At 61.6% G+C, this 17,029-nt stretch carries 14 protein-coding genes; 9 read left to right on the top strand and 5 right to left on the bottom strand.

The features are described 5' to 3' along the window. Nucleotides 1-310 precede the first annotated feature (310 nt). Both GGD50_RS06730 and GGD50_RS06725 read left to right on the top strand, forming a co-directional pair. Nucleotides 311-1,006, top strand: a complete 696-nt coding sequence (locus GGD50_RS06730; protein ID WP_425503977.1) for a sigma-70 family RNA polymerase sigma factor — start codon at nucleotides 311-313, stop codon at nucleotides 1,004-1,006. Then, nucleotides 1,006-1,809, top strand: a complete 804-nt coding sequence (locus tag GGD50_RS06725; protein ID WP_107109448.1) for an anti-sigma factor family protein — start codon at nucleotides 1,006-1,008, stop codon at nucleotides 1,807-1,809. Before GGD50_RS06730 ends, GGD50_RS06725 begins: the two co-directional genes overlap by 1 nt. Nucleotides 1,810-1,820: 11 nt before the next feature. On the opposite strand, the gene GGD50_RS06720 is transcribed toward GGD50_RS06725, so the two are convergent. The 4 genes from GGD50_RS06720 to GGD50_RS06705 form a co-directional block, all read right to left on the bottom strand. Further along, entirely contained in the window at nucleotides 1,821-2,591 is a 771-nt protein-coding gene (locus tag GGD50_RS06720; RefSeq protein ID WP_107109020.1) for an HpcH/HpaI aldolase family protein, read from the bottom strand. Between the two features lie 68 nt (nucleotides 2,592-2,659). Further along, entirely contained in the window at nucleotides 2,660-3,940 is a 1,281-nt protein-coding gene (locus tag GGD50_RS06715) for a cysteine desulfurase-like protein (protein WP_107109447.1), read from the bottom strand. A 104-nt stretch (nucleotides 3,941-4,044) separates the two neighbouring features. Then, nucleotides 4,045-4,773, bottom strand: a complete 729-nt coding sequence (locus GGD50_RS06710; protein ID WP_107109019.1) for a GntR family transcriptional regulator — start codon at nucleotides 4,771-4,773, stop codon at nucleotides 4,045-4,047. 177 nt (nucleotides 4,774-4,950) lie between these two features. Then, nucleotides 4,951-5,835 carry a sigma-70 family RNA polymerase sigma factor gene (locus GGD50_RS06705; RefSeq protein ID WP_107109018.1) on the bottom strand — a complete coding sequence of 295 codons (885 nt, stop codon included), beginning with the start codon at nucleotides 5,833-5,835 and terminating at the stop codon, nucleotides 4,951-4,953. A gap of 139 nt (nucleotides 5,836-5,974) precedes the next feature. On the opposite strand from GGD50_RS06705, the gene GGD50_RS06700 reads away from it, so the two are divergent. Further along, nucleotides 5,975-6,433: a carboxymuconolactone decarboxylase family protein gene (locus GGD50_RS06700; protein ID WP_107109017.1), complete on the top strand. Its 459-nt coding sequence runs from the start codon at nucleotides 5,975-5,977 to the stop codon at nucleotides 6,431-6,433. Nucleotides 6,434-6,483: 50 nt separating this feature from the next. On the opposite strand, the gene GGD50_RS06695 is transcribed toward GGD50_RS06700, so the two are convergent. Continuing rightward, a complete protein-coding gene (locus GGD50_RS06695) occupies nucleotides 6,484-7,395 on the bottom strand; it encodes a LysR family transcriptional regulator (RefSeq protein ID WP_107109016.1) in 912 nt (303 codons plus the stop codon). 235 nt (nucleotides 7,396-7,630) lie between these two features. Between GGD50_RS06695 and GGD50_RS06690 the strand changes: the two genes are divergently transcribed. From GGD50_RS06690 to GGD50_RS06665, 6 genes are all read left to right on the top strand, one after another. Continuing rightward, nucleotides 7,631-8,443, top strand: a complete 813-nt coding sequence (locus GGD50_RS06690; RefSeq protein ID WP_107109015.1) for an alpha/beta hydrolase fold domain-containing protein — start codon at nucleotides 7,631-7,633, stop codon at nucleotides 8,441-8,443. 79 nt (nucleotides 8,444-8,522) lie between these two features. After that, entirely contained in the window at nucleotides 8,523-9,713 is a 1,191-nt protein-coding gene (locus GGD50_RS06685; RefSeq protein ID WP_107109014.1) for an efflux RND transporter periplasmic adaptor subunit, read from the top strand. Between the two features lie 119 nt (nucleotides 9,714-9,832). Beyond that, on the top strand, nucleotides 9,833-13,033 hold the full coding sequence (locus GGD50_RS06680; protein WP_107109013.1) for an efflux RND transporter permease subunit: 3,201 nt from the start codon (nucleotides 9,833-9,835) through the stop codon (nucleotides 13,031-13,033). Nucleotides 13,034-13,287: 254 nt separating this feature from the next. Further along, complete coding sequence (gene denD / locus GGD50_RS06675) at nucleotides 13,288-14,274, top strand: D-erythronate dehydrogenase (protein WP_107109012.1); 987 nt, start codon at nucleotides 13,288-13,290, stop codon at nucleotides 14,272-14,274. Further along, nucleotides 14,271-15,155, top strand: coding sequence for an NAD(P)-dependent oxidoreductase (locus GGD50_RS06670; protein ID WP_107109011.1), 885 nt, complete (start codon nucleotides 14,271-14,273; stop codon nucleotides 15,153-15,155). The genes denD and GGD50_RS06670 overlap by 4 nt, the downstream gene beginning before the upstream one ends. A 7-nt stretch (nucleotides 15,156-15,162) precedes the next feature. Then, nucleotides 15,163-16,947, top strand: coding sequence for an IlvD/Edd family dehydratase (locus tag GGD50_RS06665; RefSeq protein WP_107109446.1), 1,785 nt, complete (start codon nucleotides 15,163-15,165; stop codon nucleotides 16,945-16,947). The last annotated feature ends 82 nt before the right edge of the window (nucleotides 16,948-17,029 follow it).

The raw sequence follows: 17,029 nt of genomic DNA, 5'->3' as shown, positions 1-17,029 counted from the left end.
AGTTTTTGATATACCTAGCCTAATTCTGCTGGCGCGGTTGTGTGAGCGGGTGCACAGTAGGGCATGTGAGGGACGTGCTGCTGTGCGGCATTGCCGCCAACGAAAAATATTTGCGGGCGGTGAGAATAAAATGCCGTCTGAAACGATCTGGAGAATGAAGAGCAATATTTGCATCTGGGCCTAAGCTGACCGAAACCGACGCTGGAGCAATGCAGGGATCATGACGACGGATATCCATTTCGCCTTCTTCGCATTCGACGACCGGCCTCCGCCGGTTTTCGTTTCTGCGTTGAGCCGCCCCATGACCCGGATGCGGGCTGCTATCGCTTCTATCTGCCAATCCTTAGTGTCATTCGCAAAGCCACGCTCGGCTGTCGCGATCGATGCCGTTGGTCCGATGCTGCAATCGATGCATCACGAAAATGTCGGAAGTCTTTCGCCGGCATCGCGCGATCTGATGTTGCGGTTTCAGAATACGGTCGTCCCGCACCTGGATGCCGCCTATAATTTCGCGCGGTTTCTGAGCCGTGATGCCGATGCGGCGCAGGATATCGTGCAGGAAGCGTTCCTGCGTGCCTATCGCAATTTCGAGGGCTATCGGGGCGGTGAACCCCGCGCTTGGATGTTTGCCATCGTCCGGAACTGCTACTACGTCTGGCTGAGCGAGGGCCGGCGAAAGGCTCGTTTCGAGACGCCAATGACGGCGGACGATGCGAAGGACGAAGACTGGCCATACGGCGGCGCGCATGACGTTGCCTCCGAAGAGGACTCGCCCGAGGCAGCCTTGATCCGCAAGTCGGAGTCGCAGCGGGTCCGGCAGGTCATCAACTCTCTTGTGGACCTGTCGCGGGAAGTGCTGGTGCTTCGGGAGCTGGAAAATCTGTCCTACCGCCAGATCGCCGATATCACCGATGTGCCGATCGGAACCGTGATGTCGCGGCTTGCCAGGGCGAGGCGTGAATTCTGTGAGGCATGGCAATCGGGCGAGAAAGGCGGGGCCGCATGATGAGCGAGAAAACCCCGGAAAGCTGCCCGGAATGGGAAACGATCCTTCATTGTTACGTGGATGACGAACTCGATGCGGTTCACACGATACAATTCGAACAGCATCTTGCGACATGCCCGCAATGCACCGCCGCCTTGGAAGGGCTCAAAGACATGAAGCGGGTCGTCGGCCGGGACGGTGTCAAATGGAAAGCGCCCGATGAGGTTCGTGCACGTATCATGACGGCCATTTCTCTTGAGGAAGCCCGGCGCCAAGCGCAGGCTCCGGGGACACGGCGCCGCGAAAATGCATGGTGGCGCGGCCTGCAATTGTTTGGACAATGGAGCTTCATGCCGTCGATGGCTGCCCTAGCCGCCACCCTCATGCTTGTGCTTGGCAATCCGCAGGTGAACGCGCCTATCCAGAACGAACTGCTCGCGAGTCATGTGCGCTCGATGCTCGCCAACCATTTGGTCGATGTGCAGACATCCGATCAGCATACGGTCAAGCCATGGTTCAACGGCAAGATCGATTTCTCGCCGCCGGTGGTCGATCTTGCAGCCGACGGTTTTCCGCTGATCGGCGGCCGGGTGGACTACATCAACGGCCGGGTCGTTGCCGCGCTCGTCTATCGCCGCCATGGCCACGTCATCAATCTCTTCGTCTGGCCGGGGGCAAAGGTCGAGCGGAGCGAGACGATGCATGATGGCTATAATCTCGTCGAATGGTCCGGCGGTGGGCTGGTCTTCTGGGCGGTTTCGGATGTCAGCCCGCCCGACCTTGCCGCTTTCCGCGATAATTTTTCACGCGCGGCAGGTCTTTAGGCGCGGTGGTCCTATTGTTTCGGTGTGCCTTGCCGACGCGCTTGGGCAACTCCGGCGGCGAGGCCTGCGCCTAAAAACATGGTGTCGCTCGCCAGCAAGAAGAAACTGATGCCGGCTGTCGACCAGGCGCCGATATCGTCCGGCGATGGCCGGAAGATGCCGACTATGCGGCCGGCAGCGAGCGCGGTTGTCGCAATGGTTTCGATGGCTGCGTCGAGCTTGGCTTTGCCGGCTGGCCCCATGGCGTCGATCGAGACGGAGAGGTCGCCGGGGCCGATGAAGATGACGTCGACGCCGTCGACCGCGGCGATCTCCGCGATATTGGCAAGCCCTTCCGCCGTCTCGACCTGGATGGCAAGCACGAGTTCGGCATTGGCTTTGGCCAGATAATCCGGAATGCGATAGCCGTAGGCTGCTGCCCGTCCAGGGCCGACGCCCCGCTCGCCGATCGGCGGATACCGCGTCGCCAGCACGGCAGCTCTTGCCTGCGCCGCCGTAGACACGCGCGGCACTAGTACGCCGGCCGCGCCCGCATCCAGCGCCGAGGCGATGGACTCCGGTGCATGGCCCGGAACGCGGACCATGGCGGGAACACGGTGGACGTCGGCGGCGCGGATCAGATTCTCGATGCGTTCGCGGCCGATCTGCGAATGTTCCCAATCGATGCAGAGGAAATCGACGCCGGATGACGCCGTAACCTCGATGGCGACGGGATGCGGAATAGCGGCGAAGGTGCCGATGAGCAGGCTTTTCTCGAGGCAGCTCTTGCGGAAATGGCCCATGGGTTTCTTCGCTCTCTCAACGATCTCTGCGAAGAGGGATAACCTCAAACCAGATATCTGCGAAGCGCCTATTTATGCCGCGCGATGACCTCGGTCAGCACTTTTTCGAAGCGGGCGATTTCTTCGACCTTGTTGTAGTGCACCAGAGATACGCGGATCGCGCCGGTTTCCATGGAGAGGCCGAGGCGCTTCATCAAGCGCGGGGCGAACATGTGGCCGTCGCGCAGCCCGATGCCGGCTTCACCCATCTCAGCGGCGAATTGCTGCGGCGTGATGCCCGGAATGTTGAAGCAGATAGTCGGCACGCGCTGTTCGAGGCGGGCGTCGTCGGAAATGCCGTAGATGACGGCGCCGTGGCGCTTCAAAACGGCGATCATCTCGCGCGACAGCATCAGCTCATATTCACGGATTGCGCCCATGGCGGCGGCAAGCGCCTCGCGGCGGCTGTGTTGACCGGCCGGCAGAAAGCGAAGGCCGAGGGCTTCGAGATATTTGACGGCGGCATTCATGCCGGCGACGTTTTCATAGGTGAAGGTGCCGACCTCGATCTTGTAGGGAGGCACGTCCGGGATGAAGTCTTCCTTGAAAGTCGGCAGCTTGACCAGTGCGTCGAAGCGGCCCCAGAGGAAGCCCATGTGCGGCGAGAAATTCTTATAGCCAGAGCAGACGAGATAGTCGCAATTCCAGGCTTGCACATCCATCAGGCCGTGCGGGCCGTAGTGGACGCAATCGAGGAAGACTTCGGCGCCGGCCGCATGCGCCAGCTTCCCAACGGTCGCGACATCGACGATCGTGCCGATGGAGTGGGCGGTCACGGTGCAGGCGACGAGGCGGGTCTTGTCGTTCAGCAGCGGCTTCAGGTCCTCGGTATGCAGCGTGCCGTCTTCGCGCATGCGCCACCAGACGATCTTGGCGCCGTCTGCCTGCAGCGCCAGCCAGGTGGCGATGTTGGCGTCGTGGTCCATATCGGTAATGACGATCTCGTTGCGCTCGCCGAGCAGTTTAGCGATGCCGAGGCTTACCAGACGGATGAAGGATGTGGCGTTTTGGCCGAAGGAGATTTCTTCGGGACGATAAGCGTTGACCAGCATGGCGACGCTCTCGCGCGCTTCGGCCAGATTGCGGTCGACGCCCTGGCTGTGCTGATATTTCGCCATGCGCTGGACGTTGTAGTCGATCAGATGATTGGCGACCGCGTCGACCACCGCCTGCGGCACCTGCGAACCGCCGGCATTGTCGAGAAACACGAAATCGCCGGCCTTCTGAATAGCCGGAAACATGGCGCGGACTTCATCGACCGGAAAGCTGTTATGGCCTGAAAATTTCGACGGGGAAGGAGAAGCGCTCATGAGGATCTCGCTGCAGGGAAAGGGTTTCAAAATCATGTTATGATCATTTGATCACAAAATATTTGAGGGTTCAACTAAATTCCTGACCCGGTGTCGAACCGGCTTCATCTCCGCAGGGCTGAGGCGGGACCTTTGGCGCGGGGTTCGTCTTCCGTTGCGGGGCAATAGTCGCGCAGGATCTCATGCGTGCGGCGGATGTCGGCGACGACGCCATCGCGGGCGCGGGCGAAATCGCCGGCCTTCAGCGCTTCTATGATCGGGAAATGCGAGCCGGCAGGATCGATCTCGCCGCTGCGCATCAGCGGTTCGACGGAGGCCGACAACATGCGCATATAGGGACCGAAACGCAGCCACAGCGTTTCGATCAGTTGCAACAGCACTTCCGAGCCGGAGGCGCGATAGATGGTGAAATGGAACTGCTGGTTCCTCGCCATGAGTTCATAGACATTGCTGCTGCGGCCAATGGCGTGCTGTTCGGCGGCGATGCGTTCCAACGTTGCGATGTCGGTGGCGGTCAGCCTGGGAATGCCAAGCTCGGCGGCCAATCCTTCGACAGCAATGCGGGCGCGGCAGAGATCGTCGAGGCGGGCAAGCGTCACGATCGGTATACGTGCAGAGCCGTTCGCCGCCACCTCCAGCGCATTTTCCGCCGCAAGCCTGCGCAAGGCTTCGCGCACGGGCATGTTGCTGGTGCCGAATGTTTCGGCGAGCGAGGCGATGGTCAATGTCTGGCCCGGATCGAAATTGCCGGCCATCAGCGCGTTGCGCAACTGCTGATAAACGCCCTCCTGGATGGTCGTTCTCGAAGACACCGGTTCCAAGGCTATGCGCACGCTCGTTTCCTTCTTGCTCGGGCGACTCCAGTCGCCTCTGTCATGGTAGAACGAAGGTGGGCTGCATGGAAAGTGTTTCGACGCGACGACCGGACCGTCAGACTTCCTCCGTCTCCCAAGCCGCCTGGTCTGCGCCCGCCTGACGGGTACGAGCCCGACGCAGATGCGGTGACATCTTCACCGATCGATCACCAACACATCGAGCTTGCGCAATTGCTCGGGATCGGCCATCGCGTCGATGCCGACAATCCGGCCATCGTCGGCGACGGTAAAACGGAGGGCGATGCGCAATTGTCCACCGAAGACGACGATGGCGCCGACGGTGCCGTTGATGACTGCTGGCAGAGCGCCCTGAGCACGGCCGCGGAAGGTTTCGGCCACCGCCGTCCGGCCCCGGATTTCCGGCAGCGAGCCCATGCGCGTTGCCACGGCATCGGCACGGAAGACGACGTCTGGATCGAGAGCGGCAAGAAGTGCATTCATATCACCGCCGCGCGACGCCGTCAGAAATGCATCGACCACATGCCGTTGACGGGTCAGATCGACTTCCGCTGCGACCGGCGCTCCCTGCACCCGGCGGCGGGCGCGGCTGGCGAGCTGACGCGTGGCAATCGTCGTGCGTCCAACGATCGGAGCGATGTCATCGAAGGGCATGTCGAACATGTCATGCAGCACAAAGGCCAGCCGCTCGGCCGGGGTCAGCTTTTCCAGCACCACCAACAGCGCCAGGCCGACCGAATCGGCGAGCAGCGCGTCCTGTTCCGGGTCGGTACCTGTGCCGGCTTCATGGCTGACGACCGGTTCGGGGACATGGATGGTCAGCGGCTCCTCGCGCCGGGATTTACGGGAGCGCAACCAATCGAGACAGATGCGGGCGGTGACCGTCGTCAGCCAACCGCTCAGGTTTTCGACCTCAGAGATGTCAGCACGGCTGAGCCGCAGCCAAGCCTCCTGTACCGCATCCTCGGCCTCCGCGCGTGAGCCGAGCATGCGGTAGGCGACCGCGCGCAAATGCGGCCGATTGGCCTCGAATTTTTCTGCCTGCCACTTCTTTTCGTCCATCGGTCACATTCCTTATGCGTGCTCCGTCATGCCTATGACGAACGAAACCCAGCCGATGTGACAAAGGATCGGCATCGGGCCGTGTCGTCAAGATCGGCCCCCTGTTGGGCTCACCTGAAAACAGCTCAAGGAGAGAATGATGCAAGCCCGCATGAAGAACCCCGCCGTCATCCTGCCGGAAACCCTGCAAGCCCTCTTGGCAGTCAGCGCCTCGATTAGGGATCGTGGCGTGTCCGAAAACACCATGGATCTCGCACATCTGCGCGTCAGCCAGATCAATGGCTGTAGCGTCTGCACCGATATGGGCTTCCGCAAGCTGCAGAAGGAGGGCGAAAAGATCGAGCGGATCGTCGGCGTCTCGGCCTGGCGCGAAATGCCCTATTTCACCGATGCCGAACGCGCAGCGCTTGCGCTCGGCGAAGCAATGACCCGCCTTGCCGACCGGCCGGACGCGGTCAGCGATGAAATCTGGAATGAGGCGGTCAAATACTATGACGAAAAGGCGCTGTCCGCTTTGATCATCTCGGTTGCCGTGGACAATGTCTGGAATCGGCTGAACGCGACGGTCCGGCATCCGGCGGGAGCCTCCTGGAGCTGATGGTGTGGGATCACGGCAGCATCACCTTCTCCCCGCCGGGGAGAAGGGAACTAAGCGGCTCCGAGCCGCGATGTCGCCAGCAATTTTGCCAGCCAGTCGACGAAAACGCGCACCTTGTTGCTGAGATGCCGGTTCGGCGGATAGACGATGTGCAGTGGCAGGGGCGGGCGGGTCCAGCCGGGGAGGACGGAGACGAGATCGCCCTTGGCAAGCGCATCACGGACCATGAACATCGGCGTCTGGGCGACGCCAAGGCCGGTCAAGGCAGCGTTGACGTAGCTGCGGCTGTCGTTGACCGAGAGGATATAGCGCGGGTTGATTTCCAGCGATTCATTGCCGCGGTGGAATTCGAACGGGATCGTCCGCCCGGTCTGGGCGCGAAAATAGCTGATGGCATAGTGGCTACTTTCCAGCTCTTCCGGCCGTTCGGGCATGCCGAATTTTTCGATATAGCGAGGAGCGGCGCAGGTAACGAGATGCACTTCTCCCACGCGCCGGGCAATCAGGGACTGATCGCTCGGCATGCCGGCGCGCAGGGCGCAATCGACATTCTCCGCCAGATAATCCACCAGCCGGTCGCCGACTCCGAGGTCGACACGGATGTCCGGATAACGTTGGTGAAAATCGCAAATTGCCGGCATGACGATGGTGTCGGCAAAGGCGCCGGCCATCTCGACGCGCAGGCGCCCGCTTGGCAGGCTTTGCGAGTTGCTGATGCTGCCGTCCAGTTCCTCGATTTCGGAGAGGATCTGAATGGCACGCTCATAGTAGAGCGCGCCGTCTGTCGTTACCATGACACGACGGGTCGTGCGGTTCAGAAGCTTGGTGTGCAAGTGCGCCTCAAGCGACTGAATGAGCGTCGTCACCGTCGCCTTTGGCATGGAGAGGGTGGTGGCGGCGCGGGTGAAATTGCCCGTCTCCACCACGCGTGCGAATGCCCGCATTGCTGATAGCTGGTCCATTTTGAGACGCCTTTCGACCACAGCGGAGAAAACGGTCGATTGTTTGTTCTGGTGAATAGTCTGATCGAATATAGGCTACTTATTCTCAGAACGGAATAACAATATGTTGTAGATGTGAATGTTGCAACGCGGCATGGGGCGCTTGGGGCCGCGCAATCCGGAACATGATTCTGAAGCGTGTGAAACGGCTTTTGGAAGAGATCATGTTCAATCGAATAGATAAGGATGTGGGCCCATGAGTGCGCCGTGGAAAGATGTGATGCTGGAAAACGTGCCCACGGGGCCGGTTGCAGCACGGGTCTACAACGGTGAAGGTCTGAAGAAGGCGGCACCCATCGTGCTTTATCTGCATGGTGGCGCCTTTATCGATACCGAGCATGCTATTGACCGGCCGGTGGCCGCAAGTCTTGCGGAAGCCGGTGCGATCGTGGTTGCTGCCGATTACACCAGCGGCAATCAGAATGCCTTTCCGCAGGTTCTGGAAAGCGCCTACGGGATTCTCGCCTATCTCGGCAACAAGCGGAATATGCTTGCGTTGGGCGGGGCGAAAAAATCGCTGCTCTTTGTCGCCGGTGAGGAATCGGGTGGCAACGTTGCAGCGGGCGTGGCTCTAAAAGCGCGCGATCAGATGCCAGGTTCGCTGGACGGACAGGTGCTGATTTCGCCTCTGCTTGATCCTTTCATGGGATCGAAATCTTTCCTCCAGGCGGAGGAAAGCGGCATGCGCGAGCGTTGGACGGAGGGTTGGAACCGTTACCTGGGTTTCCTGGGCGGTGTCTGTCACCCCTATGCAGCGCCTCGATACTGTTCGCGGCTTTCGGGCCTCGCGCCGGCATTGGTGCTCACGGCCGAGGACGACCCGCTCCGCGACGAGGGCATGGAATACGGCAGCCGCCTGAAAGGGGCCGGCGTCCGTGTTCGCCAGCAAGTCCTTCCCGCCGGGACAGGCTGGCCCACCATCTACGGCGGGCAGTCTAAGGATAAGCCGTCATGGCAGCAGGATGTCTGCTGTTGTTTCCGGAACTTTGTCGAGGATGTGCAGGCTTGATCGACCAAGTCTGATGATGTCGAGACGCTAGGAATTTTCGATCCCGTGCCCCAAGCCGGGATCAACAGGAGAGACTAACATGAAGTCCAACGGTAAGCGCTGGGCCCTATGGGGCGCCGGCATGAGTGTTGCTGCGGCCGTTGCAGGCGCAGCCTTCTATCTGGATATGCCCCGCGGCGCTCAAGCGACCGAGACGGCGGCCCCGGCTGCGAAGCCGGCGATCCCCGTCACCGTCGCTGCCGTCGAGGCGCATGACATCACGACCTGGCAGGAGTTTTCCGGCCGGCTCGAAGCTATCGACCGTGTGGAAGTCCGTCCGCGTGTGGCCGGCGCCATCGAGTCGGTGCACTTCCGCGAAGGCGCATTGGTCAAGCAGGGCGACCTGCTCGTGACGATCGATCAGGCACCTTATGAGGCGGCCGTCGCCCAGGCGCAGGCGGAAGTTGCAGCGGCCAAGGCCAAGCTGGATCTCGCCAAGGTCGAGGTCGACCGCGGCCAGAAGCTCTCCGACAACAAGACGATCTCGCAGAGCGACATGGACACGCGCGCCAGCAATTACGCCGGGGCCGAAGCCAATCTGAAGGCGGCACAAGCCGCCCTGCAGACGGCACAGTTGAACCTCGACTATACGCAGGTTCGAGCTCCGATCGCCGGTCGCGTCGGCAAGATCGAGGTGACTGTCGGCAACCTCGTGGCCGCCGGTTCCGCTTCGCCGGCCCTGACGACGCTGGTTTCGGTCGATCCGATCTACGCCAGCTTCAACGCCAGCGAACAGACGGTAACTCAGGCGCTTTCACAGCTCCCGGTCACTGACGGAGCGGCTCCGCCGGTCGAGCAGATCCCCGTGCAGATTGGCACCTCTAACGACAATGGCACGCCGATCACCGGCAAGCTGCAGCTCATCGACAACGAGGTGGATGCAGCCAGCGGCACGATCGCGGTGCGCGCGGTCTTCGACAATCCCGGCGGCCGTCTGATCCCGGGTCAGTTCGTGCGTGTTCGCATGGGTCAGCCGAAAGCTGAAAACAGGATCGTCATCAACGACCGCGCAGTCGGCACCGATCAGGACAAGAAGTTCGTCTTCGTCGTTGATGGTGACAACAAGGTCAATTACCGGCAGGTCCAACTCGGGTCGCTGGTCGACGGGCAGCGAGTGATCGAGAACGGCCTGAAAGTCGGCGAAAAGATCGTTGTCAACGGGCTGCAGCGCATCCGTCCCGGTGCAGTCGTGGCACCGCAGATGGCTGAGAAGGTCGCGACCGCTCAATAAGACTTCGCCTTCTGCCCGTGGGCAGAAGGCCGATATCCGAAATCGCATGATCCGCCGGCGGCTTCCAAATCGCCGGACAGGGTTTTTGCACCCGTTTTCACCCCGGAGGGGGCTTTGATATGAACATCTCCAGATTCTTTGTTGACCGCCCGGTCTTTGCCGGTGTTCTTTCGGTCCTCATCGTGGTCGCCGGCCTGATCGGCCTCAGAGCGCTGCCGATCTCCGAATATCCAGAGGTCGTGCCGCCGTCAATTGTCGTGCGCGCCACCTATCCCGGCGCCAACCCGACCGTCATCGCCGAAACGGTGGCGACGCCGCTCGAAGAGCAGATCAACGGCGTCGAGGGCATGCTCTATATGTCCAGCCAGGCAACGTCCGACGGCGTTCTCAACGTGACGGTCACCTTCAAGCTCGGCACAGATCCGGATAAGGCGCAGCAGCTCGTGCAAAACCGCGTTTCGCAGGCCGAGCCGCGCCTGCCCACGGAGGTCCGTGCCCTCGGCATCACGACCGTCAAGAGCTCGCCCGACTTCATCATGGTCGTCAACCTCGTCTCGGACGGGGCCGACCACGACATCACCTATCTGCGAAACTATGCGACCCTGAACGTCAAGGATCGGCTCGCCCGCATCGAAGGTGTCGGGCAGGTGCAGGTCTTCGGCGCCGGCGACTATTCCATGCGCGTGTGGATCGATCCGCAGAAGGCGGCCGAGCATAATCTTGCCGCCAGCGACATCAGCAATGCGATCGGCTCCCAGAACGTCCAGGCTGCGGCCGGCATCATCGGTGCCTCACCCAGCCGGCCGGGCGTGGATCTGCAGCTCAACGTCAATGCGCAGGGCCGCCTGCGCACACCCGAGGAGTTCGGCAACATCATCGTCAAGACGGGCGCCAACGGCGAGATCACCCGCCTTCGCGACGTCGCCCGCGTCGAGCTCGGTGCGGAAGATTATACGCTGCGTTCGCTGCTCGACGGCAAGCCGGCCGTCGCCGTCGCGGTTCTCCAGGCACCCGGTTCGAACGCGATCGAGATCGCTAACAACGTGCGCTCGACCATGAACGAGCTGCAGCAGGCCATGCCGGCGGGTGTCAAGTACGAGATCGTCTACGACACGACGAAATTCGTCCGCGCCTCGATCGAGAAGGTGATCGACACGCTGCTCGAAGCCATCGCGCTCGTCGTCCTCGTCGTCATCCTGTTCCTGCAGACATGGCGCGCCTCGATCATCCCGCTGATCGCCGTTCCCGTGTCGATCATCGGTACCTTTGCGGTGATGTATGTCTTCGGCTTCTCGATCAACGCGCTCAGTCTGTTCGGCCTGGTGCTGGCGATCGGTATCGTCGTGGACGACGCGATCGTGGTGGTCGAGAACGTCGAACGCAATATCGAGAGTGGGCTCAGTCCGCGAGACGCCACCTACAAGGCCATGAAGGAAGTCTCCGGTCCGATCGTTGCGATCGCGCTGGTCCTCGTCGCGGTCTTCGTGCCGCTCGCCTTCATCTCCGGCCTGTCCGGCCAGTTCTACCGCCAGTTCGCACTGACGATCGCCATCTCGACCGTCATCTCTGCCTTCAACTCGCTCACCCTGTCTCCGGCACTGGCATCCCTGCTTCTGAAGGGCCATCACGCGCCGAAGGATTGGTTGACGCGGTTCATGGACGCGATCTTCGGCTGGTTCTTCCGTGGCTTCAACCGGGCGTTCGGGGCCGGTTCGAAGTACTACGGCAAGGGCGTCGGCGGCCTGGTGTCGCGCAAGAGCATCGTCATGGTGCTCTATCTCGCGCTGGTGGGGGCGACCTACAGCCTGTTCACCACAGTTCCCGGCGGTTTCGTGCCGTCGCAGGACAAGCAGTATCTGATCGGCTTTGCACAGCTACCGGATGCTGCGAGCCTTGACCGCACGGAGGACGTGATCAAGCGCATGACCGATATTGCGCTCGCCCAGCCGGGCGTGGCCAATGCGATCGCCTTCCCGGGCCTGTCGATCAACGGCTTCACTAATTCCTCGAATGCCGGCATTGTTTTCGTGACGCTGAAGGACTTCGACGAGCGCAAGACGCCGGACCTTTCGGGCGGGGCGATCGCCATGGCGCTGAACCAGAAGTTCGGCGCCATCCAGGATGCCTTCATCGCCATGTTCCCGCCGCCGCCGGTCAACGGCCTCGGCACGACAGGTGGCTTCAAGCTGCAGATCGAGGATCGCGCCGGCCTCGGTAACCAGGCGCTCGACCAGGCGGCCAAGGCAGTGATCGCCAAGGCCTACCAGACGCCGGAACTCACCGGCATCTTCTCGAGCTTCCAGATCAACGTGCCGCAGCTCTTTGCCGATCTCGACCGTGCCAAGGCCGAACAACTCGGGGTCTCCGTCACGGACGTCTTCCAGACGCTGCAGATCTACCTCGGTTCGCTCTACGTGAACGACTTCAACGCCTTCGGCCGCACCTACAGCGTCCGCGTGCAGGCCGATGCCAAGTTCCGCGCTCAACCGGAAGATATTGGCCAGTTGAAGGTTCGTGCGGCATCGGGCCAGATGATCCCGCTTTCAGCCCTGCTGAAGGTGGACGCCACCACCGGTCCGGAACGCACGAACCGCTATAACGGCTTCCTTGCGGCCGATATCAATGGCGGTCCGGCGCCTGGCTACTCGTCGGGCCAGGCACAGGCGGCGATCGAGAAGATTCTGCATGAGACGTTGCCGCCCGGCATAGACTTCGAATGGACGGACTTGACCTACCAGCAGATTCTGGCCGGCAATTCCAGCGTCGTTGTTTTCCCGCTGGCGCTGCTGCTGGTCTTCCTCGTGCTGGCCGCCCAATACGAGAGCCTGACCTTGCCGCTCGCCATCATCATGATCGTACCGATGGGCGTATTGGCGGCGCTGACCGGCGTCTGGCTCACGGGTGGAGACAACAACATCTTCACTCAGATCGGCCTGGTGGTGCTCGTCGGCCTGTCGGCGAAGAACGCGATCCTGATCGTGGAATTCGCCCGCGAGCTGGAATTCGAAGGCCGTACACCGGTTCAGGCCGCCGTCGAAGCCAGCCGTCTGCGTTTGCGCCCGATCCTGATGACATCCATGGCCTTCATCATGGGTGTCGTGCCCTTGGTCACTTCGACCGGCGCCGGTGCCGAGATGCGCGCCGCCATGGGTGTCGCTGTGTTCTCGGGCATGATCGGCGTAACGTTCTTCGGCATCTTCATGACGCCGGTGTTCTACGTGCTGATCCGCAGGCTGACGGGCAACCGTCCGCTGAAGCAGCATCATCACAACGACAACAACACCCATTCGGCAGAGGTTCTCCCGATCGCCGCCGAATAAAAACGCCGTGTCGGGTGTTACCCCCAGTGCCCGATACTTCAGGGGCGGGACCGCAAGGTCTCGCCCTTCTTTTTATCTCACCTTGGCCTTGATATTTTCCATTTCGGCCAATCTGTTTTTCGAAGATTTTACCTCGTGCCTGCCAATTTCGTTTGCATGCTGACGCCATGGGTCTATCTAACGGTTAGGCAAATGATTGACGTACATCGGGCCGGAGGAACGCCCGTTAGTCGTCATTCGTGAAGGAGGATTCCATGCACATCGCCATCATCGGAGCAGCCGGCATGATCGGCCGAAAACTGACGGAACGGTTGATCGCCGATGGCGGTCTCGGCGGCCGGGAGATCAGCAGGCTGACATTGGTCGATGTCATCGAGCCTCCTCTGCCTCAGGGTTTTACAGGCAAGGTGAAGGCTCGCGCCCGGGATCTGTCTGCGCCGGGAGCGGCGGAGAAGATCGTGGCTCGCCGGCCAGATGTGATTTTCCATCTCGCGGCGATCGTCTCCGGCGAGGCCGAACTCGACTTCGACAAGGGGTATCGCATCAATCTCGATGGCACGCGGCAACTCTTCGAGGCGATCCGTGCCGCCCATGCCGAGGATGGCTATCGTCCACGTATCGTCTTTACCTCTTCCTGCGCAGTTTTCGGCTCGCCCTTTCCGACGCCTATCCCCGACGATTTCCATCTGACGCCTCTCACCAGCTACGGCACGCAGAAGGCGATGAGCGAACTGCTGCTGGCCGATTATACGCGGCGCGGTATTTTCGACGGCATCGGCATTCGCCTGCCGACCATCTGCATTCGTCCCGGCAAGCCGAATCGAGCGGCTTCCGGGTTCTTCTCCAGCATATTGCGGGAGCCGCTGATCGGCATGGAAGCCGTGCTACCGGTGCCGGAGGACCTGCGGCATTGGCATGCTTCGCCTCGTTCGGCGGTCGGATTTCTCGTTCATGGCGCGACGATCGATCTTGCGCCAGTTGGTGCGGATCGAAATCTCTCCATGCCGGGCGTCAGCGCCACGGTTGGCGAGCAGATCGAGGCTCTCCGTCGCATTGCCGGCGAGAAGACGGTAAAGTTGATCCGCCGCGAACCGGACGAACTGGTGATGCGTATCGTTTCCGGCTGGGCCCAGGGCTTTACGGCGACGCGGGCGAGGGAATTGGGTTTTGTGGCCGAGAGCTCTTTCGACGAGATCATTCAGGTCCATATTGAAGACGAATTGGAAGGACGCATTGTATGACCGATCGGAAGATTGCTTTTCTCGGAACCGGACTGATGGGAGCCCCCATGGCGAGGCGGTTGCTTGGGGCCGGCTTTGCCGTCACCGTCTGGAACCGCGATCGGAGCAAAGCTGACGCATTGGTGGCGGATGGAGCGACCGTCGCCGCGACGGCGGCAGAGGCGGCCAAGGGTGCCACCATATTGTTCACCATGCTGACCAATGCCGGTGCGGTTAGTGAGGTTCTGTTCGGAAGCGGTGTCGCTGAAGCGTTGGAGCCCGGCGCCGTCGTGGTCGACAATAGCTCCATTTCGCCGCCATTCGCTCGTGAGAATGCGGCAAAGCTTGCCGAGCGCGGCGTTCATCATATCGATGCCCCCGTCTCCGGCGGCGTGGTCGGCGCAGCAGCCGGGACGCTGGCGATCATGGCGGGCGGCGATGCGGAAGTCATCGATAGCGTCCGCGACATCATGGCCCCGCTCGGCCGCGTCACGCATGTGGGACCGAGCGGCGCCGGCCAGCTTGCCAAGCTCGGCAACCAGCAGATCGTTGCGGTCACCATCGGCGCGATTGCGGAAGCCATGCTGCTTGTCGAAGCCGGCGGCGGTTCGCGCGAGGCGTTTCGCGCCGCCATTCGTGGCGGCTTTGCCGAAAGCCGGATTCTGGAGCTGCACGGCCAGCGCATGATCGAGCGCAATTTCGTACCTGGCGGGACGTCGCGCAACCAATTGAAAGATCTCGACGCGGTTCTTGCCGCTGCCAAAAGCCTGTCGCTTCATCTGCCGCTGACCGAAGCGGTCCGGGCAGAGTTTGCCGAATTCGTGGAGCAGGGTGGCGGCGAAAGCGACCACAGCGGCTTGCTGGCGCATCTGGAAGAAAAGAATGCCCGAGGAAAGACCTGAGGAAGACATGACCGACAACGGCATACCCAAGCGTCGTCTGCGTTCGCAGGACTGGTTCGACAATCCCGATCATATCGACATGACCGCGCTCTATCTTGAGCGCTTCATGAATTACGGTATCACGCCGGAAGAGCTGCGCTCCGGCAAGCCGATCATCGGCATCGCCCAGAGCGGCAGCGACTTGACGCCTTGCAACCGCCATCACCTCGATCTCGCCAAGCGCGTCCGCGACGGCATTCGCGATGCCGGCGGCATTCCGATCGAATTCCCGACCCATCCGATCTTTGAGAATTGCAAACGCCCGACGGCGGCACTCGACCGCAATCTCGCTTATCTCGGCCTTGTCGAGGTTCTCTACGGCTATCCTCTCGACGGCGTCGTGTTGACGACGGGCTGTGACAAGACCACGCCGTCGGCGCTGATGGCGGCCTCCACGGTCAATATCCCGGCGATCGTCCTTTCCGGTGGTCCCATGCTCGATGGCTGGCACGATGGCGAGCTGGCCGGTTCCGGTACGGTGATCTGGCGCTCGCGCCGCAAGCTGGCGGCTGGCGAAATCGACGAAGAGGGCTTTATGGAGGCGTCGCTCGCCTCGGCGCCTTCGATCGGCCATTGCAACACCATGGGCACGGCCTCGACCATGAACGCCATGGCGGAGGCGCTCGGCATGTCGCTCACCGGCTGTGCCGCCATTCCCGGCGCCTATCGCGAACGCGGGCAGATGGCCTATCGCACCGGGCGGCGCGCCGTCGAACTGGTGCTGGAAGATATCAAGCCATCGGATGTCCTGACCCGTGCAGCATTCTTGAATGCCATCAAGGTCAATTCGGCGATCGGCGGCTCCACCAATGCGCAACCACATCTGGCGGCCATGGCCAAGCATGCCGGGGTCGAGCTGCATCCGGATGATTGGCAGGTTCATGGTTTCGACATTCCGCTGCTCGCCAATGTACAGCCGGCGGGAGCCTATCTCGGCGAGCGCTTCCATCGCGCCGGCGGCGTGCCGGCCGTCATGTGGGAGCTGTTGCAGGCCAGCAAGCTCGATGGCGACTGTCCGACGGTTACCGGCAAGACGATGGCGGAGAACCTGAAGGACAGGGAGGCGACAGACCGCGAGGTTATCCGTCCTTTCGCCGAGCCGCTGAAGGAGCGGGCCGGCTTCCTGGTGTTGAAGGGCAATCTCTTTGATTTCGCCATCATGAAGATGAGTGTCGTTTCGGAGGATTTCCGCCGCCGCTATCTGCAGGAGCCGGGCCGCGAGGGCGTGTTCGAAGGCCGGGCGGTGGTGTTCGACGGATCGGAGGACTATCACAGGCGCATCAACGATGCCGATCTCGGTATCGATGAGAACACGATCCTCGTCATTCGCGGGGCAGGGCCGATCGGTTGGCCGGGCTCTGCCGAAGTCGTCAACATGCAGCCGCCGGATGCCTTACTGAAGCGTGGCATCAGCAGCCTGCCCACGATCGGTGACGGCCGCCAATCGGGTACCGCCGACAGCCCGTCGATCCTGAACGCCTCGCCGGAAAGCGCGGCTGGCGGTGGCCTTGCATGGCTGCGGACCGGCGACACCATCCGCATCGATTTCAATCAAGGCCGCTGCGACATGCTGGTGGACGAGACGGAAATCGAGCGACGCAAGGGTGACGGCATTCCGGCAGTTCCGCCGGAAGCGACGCCTTGGCAGCGCATCTACCGCCGCTCGGTCACGCAGCTTTCCGATGGCGCAGTACTCGAAGGCGCTGCCGATTTCCGCAACCTCGCGGCCAATCCGCCGCGCCATAATCATTAACCACAAATTGATCGCACCGGGAGTTGCGGGCGAAAGCCCGCACCTATTGAGGGGTTATTAAATATCGTTAAAGGGAGTGATG

Source organism: Martinezella paranaensis (assembly GCF_014200235.1).
Classification (GTDB): Bacteria; Pseudomonadota; Alphaproteobacteria; order Rhizobiales; family Rhizobiaceae; genus Rhizobium; species Rhizobium paranaense.
This window is presented reverse-complemented; position numbering and strand designations above follow the sequence as displayed.

What these genes read in the sequence shown, in the direction of transcription:
- GGD50_RS06730 (WP_425503977.1), top strand. Translation starts at nt 311, where the DNA reads ATGCGGGCTGCTATCGCTTCTATCTGCCAATCCTTAGTGTCATTCGCA.
- GGD50_RS06705 (WP_107109018.1), bottom strand. Translation starts at nt 5,835, where the DNA reads ATGGACGAAAAGAAGTGGCAGGCAGAAAAATTCGAGGCCAATCGGCCG.
- GGD50_RS06700 (WP_107109017.1), top strand. Translation starts at nt 5,975, where the DNA reads ATGCAAGCCCGCATGAAGAACCCCGCCGTCATCCTGCCGGAAACCCTG.
- GGD50_RS06680 (WP_107109013.1), top strand. Translation starts at nt 9,833, where the DNA reads ATGAACATCTCCAGATTCTTTGTTGACCGCCCGGTCTTTGCCGGTGTT.
- GGD50_RS06685 (WP_107109014.1), top strand. Translation starts at nt 8,523, where the DNA reads ATGAAGTCCAACGGTAAGCGCTGGGCCCTATGGGGCGCCGGCATGAGT.
- GGD50_RS06695 (WP_107109016.1), bottom strand. Translation starts at nt 7,395, where the DNA reads ATGGACCAGCTATCAGCAATGCGGGCATTCGCACGCGTGGTGGAGACG.
- GGD50_RS06720 (WP_107109020.1), bottom strand. Translation starts at nt 2,591, where the DNA reads ATGGGCCATTTCCGCAAGAGCTGCCTCGAGAAAAGCCTGCTCATCGGC.
- denD (WP_107109012.1), top strand. Translation starts at nt 13,288, where the DNA reads ATGCACATCGCCATCATCGGAGCAGCCGGCATGATCGGCCGAAAACTG.
- GGD50_RS06670 (WP_107109011.1), top strand. Translation starts at nt 14,271, where the DNA reads ATGACCGATCGGAAGATTGCTTTTCTCGGAACCGGACTGATGGGAGCC.
- GGD50_RS06690 (WP_107109015.1), top strand. Translation starts at nt 7,631, where the DNA reads ATGAGTGCGCCGTGGAAAGATGTGATGCTGGAAAACGTGCCCACGGGG.
- GGD50_RS06725 (WP_107109448.1), top strand. Translation starts at nt 1,006, where the DNA reads ATGAGCGAGAAAACCCCGGAAAGCTGCCCGGAATGGGAAACGATCCTT.
- GGD50_RS06665 (WP_107109446.1), top strand. Translation starts at nt 15,163, where the DNA reads ATGACCGACAACGGCATACCCAAGCGTCGTCTGCGTTCGCAGGACTGG.
- GGD50_RS06715 (WP_107109447.1), bottom strand. Translation starts at nt 3,940, where the DNA reads ATGAGCGCTTCTCCTTCCCCGTCGAAATTTTCAGGCCATAACAGCTTT.